Annotated in this window: 22 protein-coding genes; 14 read left to right on the top strand and 8 right to left on the bottom strand. The window is 46.7% G+C overall.

The window, feature by feature from the left end; genetic code table 11:
- Window positions 1–18 precede the first annotated feature (18 nt).
- A complete protein-coding gene (locus ICN11_RS10350; RefSeq protein ID WP_216230303.1) occupies window positions 19–642 on the bottom strand; it encodes an alpha-ketoglutarate-dependent dioxygenase AlkB in 624 nt (207 codons plus the stop codon).
- Between the two features lie 92 nt (window positions 643–734).
- Between ICN11_RS10350 and ICN11_RS10345 the strand changes: the two genes are divergently transcribed.
- Window positions 735–911, top strand: coding sequence for a hypothetical protein (locus tag ICN11_RS10345; RefSeq protein ID WP_216230302.1), 177 nt, complete (start codon window positions 735–737; stop codon window positions 909–911).
- Entirely contained in the window at window positions 908–1336 is a 429-nt protein-coding gene (locus ICN11_RS10340; protein WP_216230301.1) for a DUF2244 domain-containing protein, read from the top strand. The genes ICN11_RS10345 and ICN11_RS10340 overlap by 4 nt, the downstream gene beginning before the upstream one ends.
- Window positions 1337–1385: 49 nt before the next feature.
- Here ICN11_RS10340 and ICN11_RS10335 read toward each other — a convergent pair whose 3' ends face one another.
- Window positions 1386–1679 (bottom strand): GIY-YIG nuclease family protein, encoded by a 294-nt coding sequence (locus ICN11_RS10335; protein ID WP_255539938.1) that lies wholly within the window; start codon window positions 1677–1679, stop codon window positions 1386–1388.
- A gap of 65 nt (window positions 1680–1744) precedes the next feature.
- On the opposite strand from ICN11_RS10335, the gene clpB reads away from it, so the two are divergent.
- The 4 genes from clpB (at window position 1745) to ICN11_RS10315 (ending at window position 7750) form a co-directional block, all read left to right on the top strand.
- The gene (gene clpB, locus ICN11_RS10330) at window positions 1745–4339 is read left to right on the top strand and encodes an ATP-dependent chaperone ClpB (protein WP_215301413.1); all 2595 of its coding nucleotides are present in this window, start codon (window positions 1745–1747) and stop codon (window positions 4337–4339) included.
- Window positions 4340–4387: 48 nt separating this feature from the next.
- Entirely contained in the window at window positions 4388–5626 is a 1239-nt protein-coding gene (locus tag ICN11_RS10325) for an MFS transporter (protein WP_216230300.1), read from the top strand.
- Between the two features lie 269 nt (window positions 5627–5895).
- Complete coding sequence (gene aceA, locus ICN11_RS10320; RefSeq protein WP_216180387.1) at window positions 5896–7194, top strand: isocitrate lyase; 1299 nt, start codon at window positions 5896–5898, stop codon at window positions 7192–7194.
- 115 nt (window positions 7195–7309) lie between these two features.
- A complete protein-coding gene (locus tag ICN11_RS10315) occupies window positions 7310–7750 on the top strand; it encodes an HIT family protein (protein ID WP_216230299.1) in 441 nt (146 codons plus the stop codon).
- Here the strand turns inward: ICN11_RS10315 and ICN11_RS10310 are convergent.
- From ICN11_RS10310 to ICN11_RS10290, 5 genes are read right to left on the bottom strand one after another with little or no spacing between them, the layout of a single operon-like run.
- On the bottom strand, window positions 7747–8172 hold the full coding sequence (locus ICN11_RS10310) for a DUF1841 family protein (protein ID WP_216230324.1): 426 nt from the start codon (window positions 8170–8172) through the stop codon (window positions 7747–7749). The two genes, ICN11_RS10315 and ICN11_RS10310, sit on opposite strands and share 4 nt — an antisense overlap.
- The gene (nth, locus tag ICN11_RS10305; protein ID WP_216230323.1) at window positions 8165–8821 is read right to left on the bottom strand and encodes an endonuclease III; all 657 of its coding nucleotides are present in this window, start codon (window positions 8819–8821) and stop codon (window positions 8165–8167) included. Before nth ends, ICN11_RS10310 begins: the two co-directional genes overlap by 8 nt.
- Window positions 8821–9513 carry an electron transport complex subunit RsxB gene (gene rsxB, locus ICN11_RS10300; RefSeq protein ID WP_216230298.1) on the bottom strand — a complete coding sequence of 231 codons (693 nt, stop codon included), beginning with the start codon at window positions 9511–9513 and terminating at the stop codon, window positions 8821–8823. Before rsxB ends, nth begins: the two co-directional genes overlap by 1 nt.
- A gap of 54 nt (window positions 9514–9567) precedes the next feature.
- Window positions 9568–10866 (bottom strand): polyhydroxyalkanoate depolymerase, encoded by a 1299-nt coding sequence (locus tag ICN11_RS10295; RefSeq protein ID WP_216230297.1) that lies wholly within the window; start codon window positions 10864–10866, stop codon window positions 9568–9570.
- 42 nt (window positions 10867–10908) lie between these two features.
- Window positions 10909–12108, bottom strand: a complete 1200-nt coding sequence (locus ICN11_RS10290) for an amino acid aminotransferase (RefSeq protein WP_216230296.1) — start codon at window positions 12106–12108, stop codon at window positions 10909–10911.
- Between the two features lie 171 nt (window positions 12109–12279).
- Between ICN11_RS10290 and uvrB the strand changes: the two genes are divergently transcribed.
- The 8 genes from uvrB (at window position 12280) to fdx (ending at window position 19921) form a co-directional block, all read left to right on the top strand.
- Complete coding sequence (gene uvrB, locus ICN11_RS10285) at window positions 12280–14433, top strand: excinuclease ABC subunit UvrB (protein ID WP_255539937.1); 2154 nt, start codon at window positions 12280–12282, stop codon at window positions 14431–14433.
- 114 nt (window positions 14434–14547) lie between these two features.
- A complete protein-coding gene (locus ICN11_RS10280) occupies window positions 14548–15117 on the top strand; it encodes a Fe-S cluster assembly transcription factor (RefSeq protein ID WP_216230295.1) in 570 nt (189 codons plus the stop codon).
- A 38-nt stretch (window positions 15118–15155) separates the two neighbouring features.
- Complete coding sequence (locus ICN11_RS10275; protein WP_370623630.1) at window positions 15156–16415, top strand: IscS subfamily cysteine desulfurase; 1260 nt, start codon at window positions 15156–15158, stop codon at window positions 16413–16415.
- A gap of 30 nt (window positions 16416–16445) precedes the next feature.
- Window positions 16446–16832: a Fe-S cluster assembly scaffold IscU gene (iscU, locus tag ICN11_RS10270; RefSeq protein WP_216230294.1), complete on the top strand. Its 387-nt coding sequence runs from the start codon at window positions 16446–16448 to the stop codon at window positions 16830–16832.
- 19 nt (window positions 16833–16851) lie between these two features.
- Entirely contained in the window at window positions 16852–17175 is a 324-nt protein-coding gene (gene iscA / locus ICN11_RS10265) for an iron-sulfur cluster assembly protein IscA (RefSeq protein WP_015421521.1), read from the top strand.
- The gene (gene hscB, locus ICN11_RS10260; protein WP_216230293.1) at window positions 17141–17680 is read left to right on the top strand and encodes a Fe-S protein assembly co-chaperone HscB; all 540 of its coding nucleotides are present in this window, start codon (window positions 17141–17143) and stop codon (window positions 17678–17680) included. The genes iscA and hscB overlap by 35 nt, the downstream gene beginning before the upstream one ends.
- 18 nt (window positions 17681–17698) lie before the next feature.
- Entirely contained in the window at window positions 17699–19564 is a 1866-nt protein-coding gene (hscA, locus tag ICN11_RS10255) for a Fe-S protein assembly chaperone HscA (protein ID WP_216230292.1), read from the top strand.
- An 18-nt stretch (window positions 19565–19582) separates the two neighbouring features.
- Window positions 19583–19921, top strand: coding sequence for an ISC system 2Fe-2S type ferredoxin (gene fdx, locus ICN11_RS10250; protein ID WP_114653559.1), 339 nt, complete (start codon window positions 19583–19585; stop codon window positions 19919–19921).
- A gap of 70 nt (window positions 19922–19991) precedes the next feature.
- Here fdx and ICN11_RS10245 read toward each other — a convergent pair.
- Window positions 19992–20087 (bottom strand): IS3 family transposase (locus ICN11_RS10245; protein WP_216123889.1); only part of this gene is annotated, 96 nt, incomplete at its 5' end.

The following is a 20087-nucleotide window of genomic DNA, read 5'->3' as shown; positions in this document are numbered from 1 at the left end:
CACAAAAACCAAGCTCTTTCATATTCGGGGAAGTATTTTCCGAAAGGTGAGATTAATTCGGGGGCTTGTAATGGTTGTTGTCTTGAGAAGACTGTGATGCCAATACTCTTGAGTGGGCGGATGCATGATCAGCAGGCTGCCATGCTCCAGAAATACTGGGTAGCTTGTTTTATCTTGCTTATGGCGAAATGCAAACTTACGCCGAGCACCTAGGCTGACTGATGCGATAGGATTCCCGCTATCTAATTCTTTCTCATCATCACTGTGCCAGCCCATGCCCTCAGCGCCGCTGTGATACAGATTGAGTAAGCAAGAGTTGTAGGTGTGGCCAGTGAATTGTTCAAGCTTATGCTTCATTTGCAATAACTCATTAGTCCAGGCCTGAGGTGTTTTTTGAACTCCAGAGTAGGTGTATGCGCATTCTGGATCACCCACCCAGACCACTTTTCTTGCTGTCTTCACTAGCTTGCCAAACATCTTGATCTCATCGACCTCCCAAGGTAGGGAGTTGAGTAGGATTCTATAAAGATGATCAGATTCATCCACATCATAAAAATGATTGAAATATTCAACATGACCATCCCTTGTCACTATGGCTAAGGGTTCTGCAGTGTCTTGGTAGTCAAATAGCGGATTCTGCATGTCTGTTGATTGGTTGGAGGGTGAGTGCGCCATCTCAATAAAAACTCTAGAATAGACTTCATTATGAATTGTTCAGGACGAATAGGTTAATCATGAAAGCGCCGGATAAACGTTGCTGCGGCTCAGGCGTTTGCATCATCAACGAGGCGGGGGAGTGTTGGTGTGGCCAAGTATGGGATGGCGAGAAAATGAGTGCGCCACCTCTGATCTCTAAAGCGGATAATTCTTCGAGCTCAACCCCCAAGCCTGATAAGAATTGTCCAGAATGAAAACCTGGAAGATGAGGCGAAATTGCGCGCTGACCCCAGGTCAGCTGCTCAAGTTCTATATCGCCCTGGTTTTTCTTTCCTTAACCGTGGCCACTGGTTTTCTATTGGCTGGCGTAAAAATTATTCTCATCTTTACGGCGATTGAGTTGACTGCTGTCACTGCTGGTTTTTTGATTTATTGTCGACATGCCTTGGATTTTGAGGAGATTCAAATTAGCGGGACTCGCTTAATTGTGAGGAAATTTATCGCTTATAAAGAGACCGCGCTTGAATTTAATACTCGCTGGGTTAGGATTTCTTCGCCACAAGAGACTGAAAAAGTTTTTTTGATTGAGGAGGCTGGTCAAAGTGTGCAGATTGGCCAGTTTTTAAGGCCAGAACAATTTAAAAGGCTTATCTCTGAGCTTAGGTCCTGTTTGGGCTGATCATCGTGGTTAAGTTGCTTAAGAATCCTGCATAAATCGAACCCATCTTTTAGGTTTTAAAAAAGCCCAACTTTTCCGATCTGGGCAACTTCTTTAACTTAACCTCCGCCTTAGACGCCTCAGATCGATCTGGGTGCTCTTGAGTAGCCAAAAGGATTACAGGTCTGCGAGCCCTCGTATACCGAGCACCATCCCCTGAATTATGGGCTGCCAAGCGATGTTCTAGGCGGTTGGTGATGCCAGCGTAGTAGCTGCCATCAGAGCATTCCAATAGGTAAACAAGCCAGGTCAAAATAGGGATAAATTCGCTTAAAAAGAGGTCTAACAGACTTGAAATTAGCAAGAATGCCCCTATATTCTATAGATAGATATATGTAAAAAATAGCTGTAGTAAATAGGAATTAAAAAATGAGAATAGATAAATTAACTACTAAATTTCAAGAAGCGCTTAGCGAGGCGCAAAGCCTTGCTTTGGCAAAAGATAATCAATATATCGAGCCGGCCCACTTGCTCTTGGCAATGTTGCGGGATTCCGATGGTGGTGCCAAGAGTTTGTTAACTCGCGCTGGCGTTAATGTGCCTGGTCTTGAGAAGGCAACCGAGAAGCTAATTAGCAACCTCCCAGAAGTTCAGGGTACCAGTGGCGAGGTTCAGGTCGGTCGTGATTTAAGTAACTGGCTCAACTTATGCGAAAAAGAAGCGAATAAGCGTAATGATCAATTTATCGCTGGCGAGTTATTTTTGCTGGTGGTGGCGGATGACAAGGGCGAGCTGGGTAAGATTGCTCGTGAGAATGGTTTAAATCGTAAATCGTTAGAGGCGGCTATTGATTTAGTGCGCGGAGGAGAGTCAGTGAATAGTGCAGATGCTGAAGGTCAACGTGAAGCCTTAAAGAAATACACCGTCGATTTAACTGAACGTGCTCGCATGGGCAAGCTTGATCCTGTAATTGGTCGCGATGATGAAATTCGTCGCACCATTCAGATTTTGCAACGTCGCGGTAAAAATAACCCAGTGCTCATTGGCGAGCCAGGGGTTGGTAAGACAGCCATCGTCGAGGGCTTAGCCCAACGCATTATTAATGGCGAAGTTCCTGAAACCCTCAAGAACAAGCGCGTCCTTGTATTGGACATGGCTTTGTTATTGGCTGGTGCCAAGTACCGTGGTGAATTCGAAGAACGTCTAAAGGCTGTTCTAAGCGATGTCGCTAAAGACGAAGGTCAGACCATCATCTTTATTGATGAGATTCATACGATGGTTGGCGCTGGTAAAGGCGATGGCGCAATGGATGCCGGCAATATGCTTAAGCCCGCCTTAGCGCGTGGTGAATTGCATTGCATCGGTGCCACTACTTTGGATGAGTACCGCAAGTACATTGAGAAAGATCCAGCGCTGGAACGTCGCTTCCAAAAAGTGATGGTGGAAGAGCCTAGTGTTGAAGCAACCATTGCCATCTTGCGTGGTTTGCAAGAGCGCTATGAGCTTCACCACGGTATTGAAATTACTGATCCTGCCATCGTCGCAGCAGCAGAGTTATCTCATCGCTACATTACAGATCGTTTCTTACCGGATAAAGCTATCGACTTAATTGATGAGGCTGGTTCACGCATTCGGATGGAGATCGATTCCAAGCCTGAAGTAATGGATAAGCTAGAGCGTCGCCTCATTCAACTCAAGATTGAGCGTGAAGCCGTTAAAAAGGAAAAAGATGAAGCGTCACAAAAACGCCTTGGTCTCATTGAAGACGAGATCAAGCGTCTTGGTGCCGAGTATGCTGATCTAGAAGAAATCTGGAAAGCAGAAAAAGGTGCTGTATTAGGCGCCGCTCACCTCAAAGAGGAGATTGAAAAAGTTCGTGCTGATATTGCTAAGCTGCAACGCGATGGCAAGTTAGAGCAAGTGGCTGAATTGCAATACGGCAAACTTCCTGAGCTTGAGGCTAAGCTTAAATCTGCCGCAGCTGCCGAAGCAAAAGGCGATAAAGATGGCGTGGTTAAGAATAAGCTCTTGCGTACCCAGGTGGGCGCAGAAGAGATTGCTGAGGTAGTGTCACGTGCAACTGGTATTCCGGTATCGAAGATGATGCAGGGTGAGCGCGATAAGTTGCTAAAGATGGAAGAGTTATTGCATAAGCGTGTGGTTGGTCAAGAAGAAGCTATCCGTGCCGTGTCTGATGCAATCCGTCGTTCCCGTGCCGGTCTTGCTGAAGAGAATCGTCCTTACGGATCATTCTTATTCTTAGGTCCTACAGGCGTAGGTAAGACTGAGCTTTGTAAAGCCTTGGCTGGTTTCTTATTCGATAGTGAAGATCACCTCATTCGTATCGATATGAGTGAATTCATGGAGAAGCATAGCGTAGCCCGTTTAATCGGTGCGCCTCCAGGCTATGTCGGTTACGAAGAGGGCGGTTATTTAACTGAGCAAGTTCGCCGCCATCCTTACAGCGTCATCTTGTTTGATGAAATTGAAAAAGCACATCCGGATGTATTCAACGTACTTTTGCAAGTATTGGATGATGGCCGTTTAACGGATGGTCAAGGTCGTACTGTTGATTTCAAAAACACGGTGATTGTGATGACTAGCAATATTGGCTCGCATCTCATCCAGTCGATGACAGATAAGAAGCAGTCCGAGATCAAAGATGCGGTATTTGAAGAGTTGAAGAATCATTTCCGCCCTGAGTTCTTAAATCGTATTGACGAGATCGTAGTGTTCCATGGATTGGATAAAGGCAATATCGCCAATATCGCCAAGATCTTGCTTAAGAACTTGTCAGATCGTTTGGCAAAGGTGGATATGCAGATGGAAGTCAGCGATGCCGCTCTGAGCAAGATTGCGGAAGTTGGTTTTGATCCGGTATTTGGGGCTAGGCCGCTAAAGCGTGCGATTCAGCAATATATCGAGAACCCAGTTTCTAAGATGATCTTAGAGGGTAAGTTTGGTCCTAAGGATACTGTTCCTGTAGGCGTTGATAAGAACGGCGACTTTAGCTTTAGTAAGTAAGACAAAGCAATATCAGCAGGAATTTTCCTGCGCCAGTAAACTCGGTACATGACTGACGCTCTGCAAATGAGGCGCGCCAGTGATGTCCGGGTTGTTGGTCTCATTAGCCTGGCTCACGGCAGCTCCCATTTCTTTCATTTAATTCTGCCGCCCATGTTCCCATGGTTGAAGGCAGAGTTTGGCTTTAATTATGCTGAGCTAGGTCTGCTCATGACCATTTTCTTTGTGGTCTCCTGCATTGTTCAAGCAGCTTCCGGTTTTTTGGTGGATCGTATTGGGGCTCGCCCCGTGCTGTTTGCTGGAGTAGGTTTACTTGCATTGGCAGCGCTGACTTATTCACAAAGCAATGGTTATGCCATGTTAGTTTTAGGCGCAGTAATAGCGGGATGTGGCAATGGCGTTTTCCATCCCGTTGATTACACGCTGATCAATCACAAAATTTCACCGCCTAATCTGCCATACGCTTATTCCATTCATGGGGTGACGGGCTATATCGGTTGGGCGGCAGCGCCAGCCTTTATGGTGGCTGTGGCCACTATCGCTGATTGGCGCATTGCCTTTTTATCTGCCGCAGTGCTTGAAGCATTGATCTTATTAACTCTCTGGATTGGTAGGGCGCGCTTAATTGATGATGTTCATGCAAGGCGCGAGGAGTCACAGGCTAGTCATGCTCAAAGCAATCCTGGCGGCGCACCAATGAGTACTTTTGGATTTTTGAAGTTACCGGTTGTATGGCTTTGCTGGATTTTCTTTTTCTTTAGTATGGCGGCAACTACAGGCTTGCAGTCATTTGCACCAACCGCGCTTTTTAAGATCTATGACATTGCCGTGAGTTCCGGTAATTACTACTTAACACTCATGTCTATGGGCGGCGCCGGAGGGATGCTTCTGGGTGGCTATCTTGCTACCAAGTTAAAAGTACCTGAGCGTATTATTACGATCTGCTTTACCGTCAATATCGTGATGGGTCTTTTATTGGCTACCGGTTTAGTGCCCGTCGAATTAATTGTGATTGTCTTCATTGTGATTGGCCTTGGTTTGGGTATTGCTGCTCCATCACGTGATTTGATGATTCGCTCTGCGACACCGTCAGGGTCATCGGGAAGGGTGTATGGCATTGTTTACTCTGGCATTGATCTAGGTGCCGCTCTAAGCCCCTTAGTCTTCGGAATCTTCTTGGATGTGGGTTTGCCAAAGCTCTTGTTCATTGGCGTAGCGCTTCTGCAGCTCATGATTATTTTGACTGGATTCAAGGTCGCTACCATCAGCGCCCCGAAAACTGCCTAACCAGCATCTTTCTTTTCATAATGTGAAAAGACATTCCCATACGTAAAATGCAGTGCAACATCTCAAGTTGGGGATTCTTTCGCCCCTTGGATATTCATTTCATATTACAAAATATACTTCTTAAGCTATTGAATTAATTGATTTAATTATTTTCAATAAATACTGAAATAGTGCTTGCATGCTTTTCTTGGATCCTTAAACTCTTATATAAGACATAAGACTTGAATGTCCAAATATTTGAAGTACTTGTTTAACTTAGGGAGAAAAACATGGCAGATCGCAAAGCAGAAATCGCAGCACTACAAAAAGACTGGGATACCAATCCACGCTGGAAGGGTATTACTCGTGGTTACACGGCTGAGGACGTTATTCGTCTACGTGGCTCATTGAAGATTGAGCACACATTGGCTAAGCATGGCGCAGAGCGTCTCTGGGACTTGGTTAATAACGAAGCTTACGTTAACTGTTTAGGCGCTTTGACTGGTGGTCAAGCAATGCAACAGGTTAAAGCTGGCGTTCAAGCTATCTACTTGTCAGGTTGGCAAGTTGCTGCTGACGGTAACTCATATGCAGCGATGTATCCAGACCAATCTTTGTATCCAGTTGACTCAGTTCCTAAAATGGTTGAGCGCATTAACAACTCATTCCAACGTGCTGACGAAATCCAAACTGCCAAAGGCATTAACAAAGGCGACGCTGGTTATATTGAGTATTTCGCTCCAATCGTTGCTGATGCTGAAGCTGGTTTCGGTGGCGTATTGAATGCATTTGAATTAAGCAAAGCATTGATCAAGCAAGGCGCTGCTGGCGTTCACTTCGAAGACCAACTCTCTTCTGTTAAGAAGTGCGGTCACTTGGGTGGCAAGGTATTGTTGCCAACTACTGAGTCTGTTCAGAAATTGATCTCTGCACGTTTAGCTGCTGACGTTATGGGTGTTCCAACCATCATCTTGGCTCGTACTGATGCTGAAGCTGCTGATTTGTTGACATCCGACTACGATGCAAACGACAAGCCATTCTTGACAGGCGAGCGCACTGCTGAAGGCTTCTACAAAACACGTAAGGGCTTGGATCAAGCGATCTCCCGTGGTTTGGCATACGCTGCATACGCTGATATGGTTTGGTGTGAAACAGGTACTCCTGACCTCGAGTTTGCTCGTCAGTTCGCCGAAGCAATTCGTGCGAAGTTCCCAGGCAAGATGTTGGCTTACAACTGCTCACCATCTTTCAACTGGAAGAAGAACTTGGACGACGCAACAATTGCGAAGTTCCAACGCGAATTAGGCGCAATGGGCTACAAGTATCAGTTCATCACATTGGCTGGTATTCACTCCATGTGGTACAACATGTTCGACTTGGCTCAAGACTACATGCAGCGCGGTATGACTGCATACATCGAGAAAGTACAAGAGCCAGAATTTGCTGCGCGTGATCGTGGTTACACATTCGTATCCCATCAGCAAGAAGTTGGTACTGGTTACTTCGACGATGTAACTACTGTGATTCAGGGTGGTAAGTCTTCAGTAACAGCATTGACTGGTTCTACAGAAGAAGAGCAGTTCCACTAAGAAATCCCTAAGTAGTACGTAGTAGCAGCGCAGTAATAAATCTGCCCTTACTGTCCCGGCATCTAAATTACCCCACAAGGGTGACTTAGATGCCGTTTTCGTTTACATTCATCCCATGACTAATTGCGTACTTTGTAAAGAAGAGCTCAAGCCCGAAGAGGGGCAGTTGATTTGGCGTGGAGATGATTGCCGTGTCATTCTCGTGAACGATCCGGAGCTTCCTGGCTTTTGCCGCGTAATCTGGAATCGGCATGTCGCCGAGATGACTGATCTGACTTATGGTGAACGGGAACACCTCATGGCCTTAGTCTTTGCGGTTGAAGAGGCTGTAAGGCATGTAATGCACCCAGACAAGGTCAATATTGCGGCGCTGGGTAATATGGTCCCCCATATCCACTGGCATGTGATCCCTAGATACAAGGATGATGCATTCTTTCCGGGATCGGCTTGGTCTGCAAAGACTCAGCAAGCCCCGGCAGCAAATTTAGATGTGAGAAAGAAATTAGCTCAAGAATTACCTGCAGCGATTAAGTCTGCAATCGCTAGACTTTATTAGAACAACTTCTTTAGGCTTTCTAGATATTTCTCTGGACTTAGGGCTACCCCTTCGCGCTGCGCTTCCCACATTACTTGTCCTAGGCACTCCATCATGGCGTGCTGTGCCTCATGTTCAGAGCCTAGTTTCTTAGCCAGGGTTTCAGAGACCTCTTTGATTCCTGGTGGTTGATCAATGGATATTTGCTCGCTAATCGACAGGTGCATTGAGAGGTGTAAGAAAGGGTTGGTCTCACCACGTTCTGGCGTGTAGTCTTGCGCCACTGCGCCTTCTGGATCTGATAGGAGGGTGTGATATTCGGGGTGTTCCAGCATCCAGTCGCTAGCAATCATTTCCATTGGCGTCAGGATCTGATTCTCAGTTTTTTTCTTCCAGGTGTCACAGAAAAATCGACGTACTTCCTCGCGGGTTGGATTAAATATTGCCACGAACTTTTCCTTTGCCAGTTTTTTGTTTGAACTCACACAATGGCTCAACAATACATTGCTCACAATCCGGGTTTCGCGCCTTGCAGGTGTATCTACCATGCAGGATAAGCCAATGATGAGCATCCATTAAAAACTCTTTTGGCACACGCTTGAGTAATTGCTCCTCTACCTTTACAACATCCTTGCCTGGTGCTAAGCCGGTACGATTGGAGACTCTAAAGATGTGGGTATCAACAGCCATAGTGGGTTGGCCAAAAGCGGTGTTGAGAATAACGTTCGCAGTTTTTCTACCAACGCCTGGTAGCTCCTCTAGATCTTCTCTGTTTTGCGGAACTTCGCCACCATGTTTTTCCAGGAGCAGTCGGCAAGTTTCTTGGATATGCCTACCTTTAGAATTGAATAAACCAATGTGTTGGATAAAGGGTTTAACGCCTTCCTCGCCCAGATCCAAAAGTGCTTGAGGTGTATTGGCAATCTTAAATAGCTTGCGTGTACCTTTATTCACTGAAATGTCAGTGGCTTGTGCAGATAGTAAAACAGCAATGAGTAATTCAAAAGGGGAGCTATATTCCAGTTCTGTTTCTGGGTGGGGATTATTTTCCCGGAGCAATTCAAAAAAGGCTTGGCGCTTTTCGAGATTCATCATTTCTTTTGCTGGGCTCTCGCAATTGCGGCTGCGATGATAGCTCGCTTCCTTTCTTGCTCTTTTATAGCCTCTTCTGAATCTGGATTCTCCGCATTGACTGTTACTAATTTAGCGGCAGCTTTCTTTGCCAGTCTCTCATCATTGTCACGCTGTTCGCGATCCAGTCGGACATCACGCGCTTCATATCGAGTACGTGCGAGTTGCGCTAATTCAGGTGACCAAGCATCCCAGCCAGTTTTCTCATCGGTGACATCAATCATGGTGATGCAATCTACGGGGCAGGGTGGTATGCAAAGATCGCACCCCGTGCACCAATCACTTAGGACTACGTGCATTTGTTTTGAGGCTCCCACAATCGCGTCTACGGGGCACGCCTGAATACATAAGGTGCAACCAATGCAAGTCTTGGGATCAATAAATGCTACCGGCCTAGGGCGCTCCTTGCCGCATTCAGAGTCAATCTGAGGATGCAGTTCAAAAGCATCTTGAGGGAAGATGGGTGCAAGGATGGCGCTGAGCCTTTGAATGCCCTCTACGCCTCCAGGAGGGCAGCGGTTAGGCAAAGCCTCGCCTGTGGCCATTGCTTCTGCATAGGCCCTGCAGTCTGGGTAGCCGCATTTAGTGCATTGGGTTTGAGGCAGGATGTCCTCGAGACGATTAGCAAGTTCTTTCGTCTGCTGAATATTCATTGCAATTTGGGCGCCCTAAAACTAGAAGCGCGACCCGAAAGTCGCGCCACTGGTTTATGCAGCTTTCTTGGATCCCAGTTTTGGGGGTCTGGCTTTTGTTTTTTTCTGAACACCTTGGTGCTCACGAATAAACGATTTAATTTTTGGGTATACCTTCTCACGCCAACGGCGGCCAGAGAAGATGCCGTAGTGACCGGCACCCGCAACTTCGTAATGGTCTTTGTCGGCCTTAGGAATGCCTGCACACAATGCATGGGCTGATCGGGTTTGTCCGCTACCAGAGATATCATCCAGCTCGCCTTCAACAGTCAGAAGAGCGGTTTTCTTAATATCTTGTGGCTTGACTAGATCGCCTGCAACTGTCCAAGTGCCATTTGGTAATGAGTAGTCTTGGAATACAGTCTTGATGGTGTCCAAATAAAACTTCGCATCCATATCGAGAACTGCGTTGTACTCATCGTAGAAGCGAATGTGTGATTCAGCATCTTGCTCATCGCCACGCACTAAGTTTTGGAAGTAATCCCAATGTGACTGTAAGTGGTTTTGTGGATTCATGGCGATAAAGCCAGTATGTTGCAAGAAGCCTGGGTATACCTTACGGCCTGCGCCTGGATAGGTTGGCGGCACTTTGTAAACCACATGGCTCTCAAACCAGTCATATGACTTTTGATCAGCCAAGTTATTTACTGCAGTTGGTGATTTGCGCGCATCGATTGGGCCGCCCATCATGATCATAGAAGCAGGCGTTGCTTCACCAGCAGAGGCCATTAAGGAGATTGCACCCAATGTAGGAACTGTTGGTTGGCAAACAGAGATCACATGTAAATTTTCTGCGCCGATAGTGCGAATGAATTCTTGCACATAGTGCACATAGTCATCCAAGCCAAAATCGCCATCAGCAATAGGAACAATGCGAGCATCAACCCAGTCGGTAATGTAAACCTTGTGATCTTGCAGGAGGGTGCGCACAGTGTCACGCAGCAATGTTGAGTGATGTCCAGATAGAGGAGCAACAACCAATACTGCTGGATCATCTTTTAATTTTTTAACCACTTCAACATCATCAGAAAAGCGTTTGAAGCGGATGAGTTTGCAAAATGGCTTGGCAACAATGACTCTCTCGTGAATGGCCACTTCTTTGCCATGTGCTTGCACAGAGCGAATACCAAACTCGGGCTTCTTATAGTCTTTGCCTAGGCGATATAGGAGTTCGTAGCTTGCGGCTAAACGTTCGGAGCCCGGAACCTTGGACGCAGGATTTGAAGCATTAATGAAAGCTTCAGAAGCAGCGCGAGCCCATGAGCTCATTGGTTGAAGTAAGGCTTTTTGAAATTCATGTAACTGATATAGCATGTTGCCTCCTGATAATGCAGTGTAACCGTTTATTGTGGGTTTTTACGCCAATACACGGGCTATTGCTTGAGCTACCTTATCAATATTTTTAGTATTGAGAGCCGCCACGCAAATACGACCAGTGGAGAGGGCATAAATGCCATCTTCCTTTTGTAAACGCTCTACTTGCTCAGCACTTAAACCTGAGTAAGAGAACATACCGCGCTGCGCTTCGATAAAAGCAAAGTCTTGCTTTACACCAGCAGCAGCGAGTTTTTGTACGAGTCCTTGACGCATTGCTTTAATGCGATCACGCATCTCGGCTAATTCATCTTCCCAAAGCTTTCTGAGTTCTGGTGAATTCAGAACAGCAGCTGCAATCGCAGCTCCATGAGTTGGAGGGTTGGAATAGTTTGTACGAATCACACGCTTCAATTGAGATAGCACGCGAGTAGATTCATCTTTGCTTTGAGTCACGATAGACAGGGCGCCAACACGCTCACCATAGAGTGAGAATGATTTGGAGAAGGAGCTAGATACAAAGAAAGACATTCCAGATTCAGCAAACAAGCGCACTGCAATGCCATCTTGCTCAATACCGGCGGCAAAGCCTTGGTAGGCCATATCTAAAAATGGAATGAGTTGCTTTGCTTTGCAGATATCAATCACTTGACGCCATTGCGCCTCAGTAATGTCGGCACCGGTTGGGTTATGACAACAAGCGTGGAGAAGAACGGTAGTGAACTTAGGGAAAGACTCTAAAGACTTCACCATGCCATCAAAATCAACGCCACGTGTTTTGCCGTCGAAGTAGGTGTACTCAACTACTTCAAATCCAGCGGATTCAAAAATCCCGCGGTGGTTTTCCCAAGTTGGGTTGCTAATTGCGCAAGGCGCATTTAAATTGAGGCGCTTGATAAAGTCTGCGCCAACACGCAAGGCACCAGTTCCACCAAGGCACTCAGCAGTAACAACACGACCATCTTTAATCAAGGAAGAATCAGCGCCGAACAATAGGTTCTGTACTGCGCTGTTGTACGGGTTTGGACCTTCAATTGGAATGTAGCTGCGAGGAGAGTGCTTTGCAACAATTGCTTCCTCAGCTTTAATGACCGCTTTCAAAAGAGGTACCTTGCCTTCATCGGTGTAGTACACGCCAACACCTAAATTGACCTTGTCTGCACGTTGATCGGCGACATAGGCTTCTGTGAGGCCAAAAATAGGGTCTTTAGGGGCTAGTTGGACTGAGGTAAAAAGGTTCATTTGAGGGTCGAAAAGGGTGGTTAATGAGGTATTTCAGGGTTAATTGACGTTAAATTCAGTTAAATTTGCGTTAAATGGCTGTTTTTGAGTCTAGATTCAACTATTTCTAAATAAAAACGGCAAAATCATTGTTTGTACAAAATTCGCTGTGAACTAAAAGTCACAGGTGAAATGATAGCTGAGATGCCCCCTAAGTTGCCTAAAACTTCCCCAAATTCCAAAGTCGCTGAAAGCAAGAAAAGCCCTGTGGCCGATCCTTTGGGCGAGGTAGGTCATGACTTGGATCCAGCTAAGTTCGTTTCCTTTCCAGATTCGCCATTTCAGCTCTATCAGCCGTTTCCGCCCGCAGGGGATCAACCGGCTGCAATTGATGCTCTGGTGGCTGGAATTGAGGATGGATTGACCTTTCAGACCCTTTTGGGGGTCACTGGCTCGGGCAAAACCTTCACGATGGCCAATGTGATTGCCAGAACTGGTCGTCCAGCCATCATTTTTGCCCCGAATAAGACCCTAGCTGCCCAGCTCTATAGCGAGTTTCGGGAGTTTTTCCCCAAAAATGCGGTGGAGTACTTCGTCAGTTACTACGACTACTACCAGCCGGAGGCCTATGTCCCGACACGTGATTTGTTCATTGAAAAGGATTCATCGATCAATGAGCACATTGAGCAAATGCGACTGTCTGCTACCAAGAGCTTATTGGAGAGACGTGATGTCATCATCGTAGCAACCGTCTCTGCAATTTACGGTATTGGTAATCCAGGCGACTATCACAGCATGGTGATGACTTTGCGTCCGGGCGACAAGATGAGTCAGCGCGATATTTTGATGCGCTTAATTGCAATGCAATATGACCGCAATGAAACCGATTTCAAGCGCGGTGTATTTAGGGTGCGGGGCGACACGATTGATATTTTCCCGGCTGAGCATAACGAATTAGCCGTGCGCGTTGAACTCTTTGATGATGTCATTGAGAGCTTGCAATTCTTTGATCCGCTTACTGGAAGAATTCGTCAGAAAATTCCTCGCTTTACCGTCTATCCAAGTTCGCACTACGTCACACCACGCGACACAGTTCTGAAAGCAATTGAAACGATTAAAGCGGAGTTACGTATTCGCTTGGATGAATTCGTTAAGGATGGCAAGTTAGTTGAAGCGCAACGTCTAGAGCAGCGCACTCGTTTTGATTTAGAGATGCTGAATGAACTAGGCTTCTGCAAAGGTATTGAGAACTACTCCCGCCACCTCTCTGGCGCCATGCCTGGTGAGGCTCCGCCTACCCTAGTGGATTACCTACCAAACGATGCCTTGATGTTCTTGGATGAGAGTCACGTCTTGATAGGGCAGCTCAATGCCATGTACAACGGCGATAAATCTCGCAAACATACTTTGGTCGAGTTTGGTTTCCGTTTGCCTTCAGCAATGGACAACCGTCCGCTTAAGTTCACCGAGTTTGAAACCAAGATGCGTCAAACTGTTTTCGTCTCTGCAACACCAGCCGAGTATGAAAATACGCACACCGGACAAGTAGTGGAACAAGTGGCTAGACCAACAGGCTTGGTTGATCCAGAAATTGAAGTATTGCCAGCAAGTACGCAAGTAGATGATTTGCTGAATCAGATTCATGAGCGAGTCAAAGTGCATGAGCGCGTTTTAGTCACGGTATTAACAAAACGTATGGCCGAGCAGTTGACTGACTACTTGTCCGATAACGGCGTGAAGGTGCGTTACGTCCATTCGGACATCGACACTGTAGAGCGCGTAGAAATTCTGCGTGACTTACGTTTAGGTGTCTTCGATGTACTGGTGGGTATTAATTTATTGCGTGAGGGTTTGGATATTCCAGAGGTCTCACTAGTAGCCATTTTGGATGCGGATAAAGAAGGCTTCTTGCGCTCTGAGCGCAGCTTGATTCAGACGATTGGTAGGGCGGCACGAAACGTCAAAGGCAAGGCAATTTTGTATGCCGATCGTATTACCGATTCTATGAAGCGGGCGATGGGGGAGACTGAGCGTCGCCGAACCAAGCAAATCGCCTTTAATAAGGCGAATGGGATTGAGCCACGCGGCGTCCAAAAGCGCATTAAAGACATTATTGATGGGGTCTACGACGTCAAGGAGAAGCGCTCTGAGATGCAGGTGGAGCAAGAGCGGGCTCGCTATGAGGATATGAGTGAGAAGGACCTGGCAGGCGAAATCAAGCGTTTGGAGAAGCAAATGAACTCTGAGGCCAAGAATTTGGAGTTTGAGAAGGCTGCAGCCACCCGTGATCGCCTTACCAAGGTTAAGGAAATGGCCTTTGGGGCGCGCTCCAGGGACGCTATTTAGGGCTGTTTTAATCCTGAGCAGATTAGTGGGGTATATGGTAAAGTTGAGCGGAATGGTCGGGTATTACCCGCCCGACTGTTAGCTGTCCATAACAATCCATTACCAAGGTGACATATGAGACTTACAACCAAAGGCCGTTTTGCAGTAACCGCAATGATCGATTTAGCCCTGCGTGAAACGCACGGGCCTGTAACTTTGGCCGGAATTAGCCAAAGACAGAAGATTTCCCTGTCTTACTTAGAGCAGTTGTTCGGCAAATTACGCCGTTTCAACATTGTTGAGAGCACTCGTGGTCCTGGCGGTGGTTACACCCTAGCCCGCAAGTCAGAAGAAATTAGTGTGGCCGACATCATTGTGGCTGTGGATGAGCCTTTAGACGCAACCCAATGTGGTGGCAAGGGCAATTGCCATAGCGATGAAGAAAGCCATGGTCGTTGCATGACCCATGATCTGTGGTCAAACCTGAATGCCAAGATGGTGGAGTACCTGAGTTCCGTGTCATTGCGCGACTTAGTGCAACAGCAATCTGGACGTGGAATCGTATTGCACGATTTGCGCCCCAAGAAAATCAAGACTGAAAGTGCCAAGGCAGAAAAGCCGGCAACTGCAGTTGCAGCAGCAAAAGAGGCCGCTCCAAAGCGACCTCTCGTGAATTCTGTTTTTAACCTGGCTCAGCAAAGTTAAGAGATTAACTTCTTAGTCCATTAATCGATAAGTAAAAAATGAACGCACCACAAGACATTCCTCAACAGCCGATACCGATGTTTAGTCCTAAGCACTTCCCGGTGTACATGGATTACTCGGCTACCACGCCGATTGATCCACGTGTAGTGGATAAGATGTTGCCTTACTTGCGTGAGCAGTTTGGTAATGCGGCATCTCGAAGCCATGCCTATGGTTGGGCTGCAGAAGAGGCGGTTGAGTGGGCGCGTTCAGAAGTAGCCCAGTTGGTTCATGCAGATCCAAGAGAGATCGTATTTACTAGTGGCGCAACTGAAAGTATTAATTTGGCACTTAAAGGTGCTGCCCACTTTTATAAAGATCGCGGTAATCACATCATTACCGTAAAGACTGAGCACAAGGCAACTTTAGATACATGTCGCGAGCTTGAGCGCGAAGGTTACGAAGTCACTTACTTAGACGTATTACCTGATGGCTTGATTGATTTTGCTCAGCTTGAAGCAGCAATGAAGCCTGGCACGATCTTGGCATCAGTTATGTATGTAAATAATGAAATTGGCGTTGTGCAAGATATTCCCCGTATTGGCGAATTGTGCCGCTCCCGTGGCGTAATTTTCCATGTGGATGCAGCGCAAGCTACTGGCAAAGTAGAAATCGACTTAGAGAAGATCAAAGTCGATTTAATGAGTTTTTCTGCTCACAAGACTTATGGTCCAAAAGGTATCGGCGCTTTGTTTGTCCGTCGTAAGCCCCGCATCCGTATTGAGGCACAAATTCATGGTGGTGGTCATGAGCGCGGTATGCGTTCTGGAACATTGGCTGTTCACCAAATCGTTGGTATGGGTGAAGCTTTCCGCATTGCCCGTGTTGAAATGGTTGAAGAGAATGCTCGCATTCGTGCATTGCGCGATCGATTGTTGACTGGCCTGAAAGATATTGAAGAGGTTTATGTGAATGGTGACATGGATCACCGTGTCCCACATAACCTCAATATCAGCTTTAACTATGTTGAAGGTGAGTCCATGTTGATGGCATTGAAAGATTTGGCAATCTCTTCTGGTTCTGCATGTACTTCTGCATCCTTAGAGCCATCCTATGTACTGCGCGCACTAGGTCGCAATGATGAATTGGCACACAGCTCAATTCGTTTTACCTTGGGTCGCTTTACAACCGAGCAAGAGGTGGATTTCACAATCCAGTTGGTGAAAGAGAAGATTGCGAAGTTGCGCGAACTCTCACCACTTTGGGAAATGTTTAAAGATGGTATTGATCTCAGTACCATCCAGTGGGCAGCGCACTAAACAAGATAAAAGAAATAACGAGGAAATATCATGGCATATAGCGACAAAGTAATCGATCATTATGAAAACCCCCGCAACGTGGGCTCTTTTGAAAAGGGTGATGACCAGGTAGGTACTGGTATGGTTGGCGCGCCTGCATGCGGCGACGTGATGAAATTACAAATCCGTGTAAATGATCAGGGTGTGATTGAAGATGCGAAGTTCAAGACCTATGGTTGCGGTTCTGCAATTGCTTCATCTTCTTTGGTAACTGAGTGGGTTAAAGGTAAAACCTTAGATCAAGCTCTAGAGATTAAGAACTCTTTAATTGCCGAAGAGTTGGCTTTGCCACCTGTAAAAATTCACTGCTCAATTTTGGCGGAAGATGCCATTAAGGCGGCAGTGGCTGATTACAAAGAAAAGCACCCCGTCAAGTAAAGATAAAGAGGCTTTCATCATGGCAATTACCTTAACTGACAAAGCGGCAAAACACGTTCAGCGCAATTTAGATAAGCGTGGAAAAGGTTGCGGCTTGCGCCTAGGCGTCCGTACGACTGGTTGCTCTGGCTTGGCCTATCAACTGGAGTATGTAGATGAAGCTGCTCCCGAAGATACGCAGTTTGAATCTAACGGCATTACGATCTTTGTTGATCCGAAGAGCTTGGCTTATTTAGATGGCACCGAATTAGATTTTGTTCGTGAAGGCCTAAACGAAGGCTTTAAATTCCAGAATCCGAATGTAAAAGATGAGTGTGGTTGTGGTGAATCCTTCCGCGTCTGACGATTACTTTCGTTTCTTCGGTTTAGAGCAGAAATTCAATCTTGATTTGTCTGCATTGGATCAGGCATATCTAGCGATTCAAAAAGAAGTACATCCAGACCGCCATGCTCGTGGAAGTGATACTGAGCAGCGACTAGCCATGCAAATGGCAACATTAGCTAATACCGCTTTTCAAACCCTCAAGAATCCCATTCAGCGCGGCCTTTATCTTTGCCAGCTTCATGGCGTGGATGCTCGCCTAGAAACCAATACCGCTATGCCGGCTGCTTTTCTGATGAAACAAATGGAATGGCGTGAGAGTCTTGAGGATCAAGACGAGGACCTTGGGGCTCTGGAAGCTTTGGCCGAAGAGGTCGATCAATCCAAGCGCGAGACCTTGGTGGAGATTACTCAAGCTATCGATGGCGCCAAGAACTACGAGCGTGCTGCTGAGTTGCTCAGAGGCCTTCTATTTATAGATAAGTTTGCGCTCGAGCTAGATGATGCTATCTCAGCCTTGGTATAGCTTTAAACTCTAGTCCCCATGGCCTTATTACAAATCTCCGAACCCGGTAAATCACTCGCTCCGCATCAACGTCGGATTGCGGTGGGTATCGATCTAGGCACCACCAATTCCTTAGTGGCGATTGTGCGAGATGCTTTACCTAAGGTCCTGCCAGATTCCGAAGGGCGAGAGCTGCTTCCATCAGTGGTGCGTTACTTGCCGAATGGCAGAACGCAAGCTGGCTTTGAAGCTATTGAAAGCATTGTCTCTGATCCTAAGAATACGATTGTTTCTGTAAAGCGTTTTATGGGTCGCGGCATTGTTGATGTAGAGAATATTGAGAGCACCCCTTACGACTTTGTCGATGAGCCTGGCATGTTGAAGTTAAGAACCGTGGCTGGCGATAAGAGTCCCATTGAAGTCTCTGCTGAAATTCTGGCGCGCTTACGTCAGTTGGCCGAAGACTCTGTAAATGATGACATCGTTGGCGCAGTGATTACGGTGCCTGCTTATTTTGATGATGCTCAACGTCAAGCTACTAAAGATGCTGCTAAGTTAGCCGGTATAGAGGTTTTGCGTTTACTCAATGAGCCTACCGCTGCTGCGATTGCTTATGGCTTAGATAATGCCTCTGAAGGTATCTATGCTGTTTATGACTTGGGTGGTGGCACTTTTGATATCTCCATTCTGCGTATGAGCAGGGGAATATTTGAAGTGCTTTCTACTGGCGGTGATTCCGCTCTAGGTGGTGATGACTTTGATCATCGCCTCTATTGCTGGGTGATCGAACAAGCCAAACTTCCACCACTCTCGATTCAGGATCATCGTAAGTTATTGCTCTCCTGCAAACATGCAAAAGAACAATTGAGTCACAACCCATTGGCCCGTGTTCATGAAACACTCACCGATGGCACTGTAGTGAATGTCGGCATCAGCCAGGCCCAGTTCTTTGAGATTACTCAGAACCTCATTAGCAAAACACTAACAGCAGTTAAAAAAGCATTACGTGATGCGGGCCTCAAGGCGGATGAAGTCAAAGGCGTGGTGATGGTGGGCGGAGCAACCCGCATGCCTCATGTACAGCGTGCGGTTGGCGAACTTTTCGGTACTAAACCGTTAAATAATCTCAACCCGGACCAAGTGGTTGCTTTAGGCGCTGCCATGCAGGCAGACCTGCTAGCCGGCAATCAAAGCAAAGACGATGAGTGGCTTCTATTGGATGTCATTCCGCTTTCCCTTGGTATTGAAACCATGGGCGGCTTGGTAGAAAAAATTATTCCGCGTAATACACCGATTCCGGTTGCCCGAGCACAAGATTTCACGACCTTCAAAGATGGTCAAACAGCATTAGCAATTCAGGTAGTGCAGGGTGAGCGTGAGTTAGCCCAAGATTGCCGTTCACTAGGCAAGTTTGAGTTGCGTGGTATTCCACCAATGGCTGCTGGTGCTGCCCGTATTCGGGTGACATTCCAGGTGGATGCGGACGGCCTACTTTCAGTTAGCGCAACAGAGCAGGGTTCGGGCGTACAGGCCTCGATTGATATCAAGCCATCGTATGGCCTGACTGATGCTGAGATTGCCCGCATGCTGCAAGACGGCTTTGCCTCTGCGAAAGTGGATCTCTTAGCTAGATCTTTGCGTGAAGAGCAGGTAAATGCGCAGCGATTATTGGATGCTGTGCAAACCGCATTGGATTCTGATCGTGGCTTGTTGAATGCTGAGGAACAAGTAGTTGTTGATCTGGAGATGGCTACTTTGCAAAAGATTCTTACAGAAGAAACCGATAGCGCTGTCTTACGAAAAGCGGTGGATCATGCTGCCAAGGCTACCGATGAGTTTGCTCAGAAGCGTATGAACGCCAGCATTCAGAAGGCCTTGGCTGGCAAGAATGTTGCAGAAATTTAATAAAAGAAAATTACCAAGATGACTCAGATCGTTGTTCTCCCTCATAGTGAATACTGCCCCGAAGGTGCTGTAGTTGAGGTAACGCCCGGCACTTCTATTTGTGAAGCGCTGCTAGAAAATAATATTCCGATTGAGCATGCCTGCGATATGGTTTGTGCTTGCACTACCTGTCACGTCATTGTGAAAGAGGGTTATCAGAGCCTCAATGAGCCTGATGAGAATGAAGAGGATTTATTGGATCGTGCATGGGGACTCAACCCTCAGTCCCGTTTATCTTGTCAGGCGATTGTTGCCCGCGAAGACTTAGTGATTGAGATTCCGAAATACTCAATCAATCACGCAAAAGAAAATCACTAATTGCTTTCAAGATACAGATAAAGAAAAAGCCACCCCATGTGAACTGACCCCTAGTAGTTGGACAATTTAATTAGGTTAGCACGAGGGATTGAGTTCGGTATTGCACCGGACTTAATCCCTTTAGTTTTTGTTTGATCCGATCATGGTTGTAGTAATGGATGTATTC

It is taken from the genome of Polynucleobacter sp. 78F-HAINBA (assembly GCF_018882325.1).
In the GTDB taxonomy this organism is placed as follows: Bacteria; Pseudomonadota; Gammaproteobacteria; order Burkholderiales; family Burkholderiaceae; genus Polynucleobacter.
This window is presented reverse-complemented; position numbering and strand designations above follow the sequence as displayed.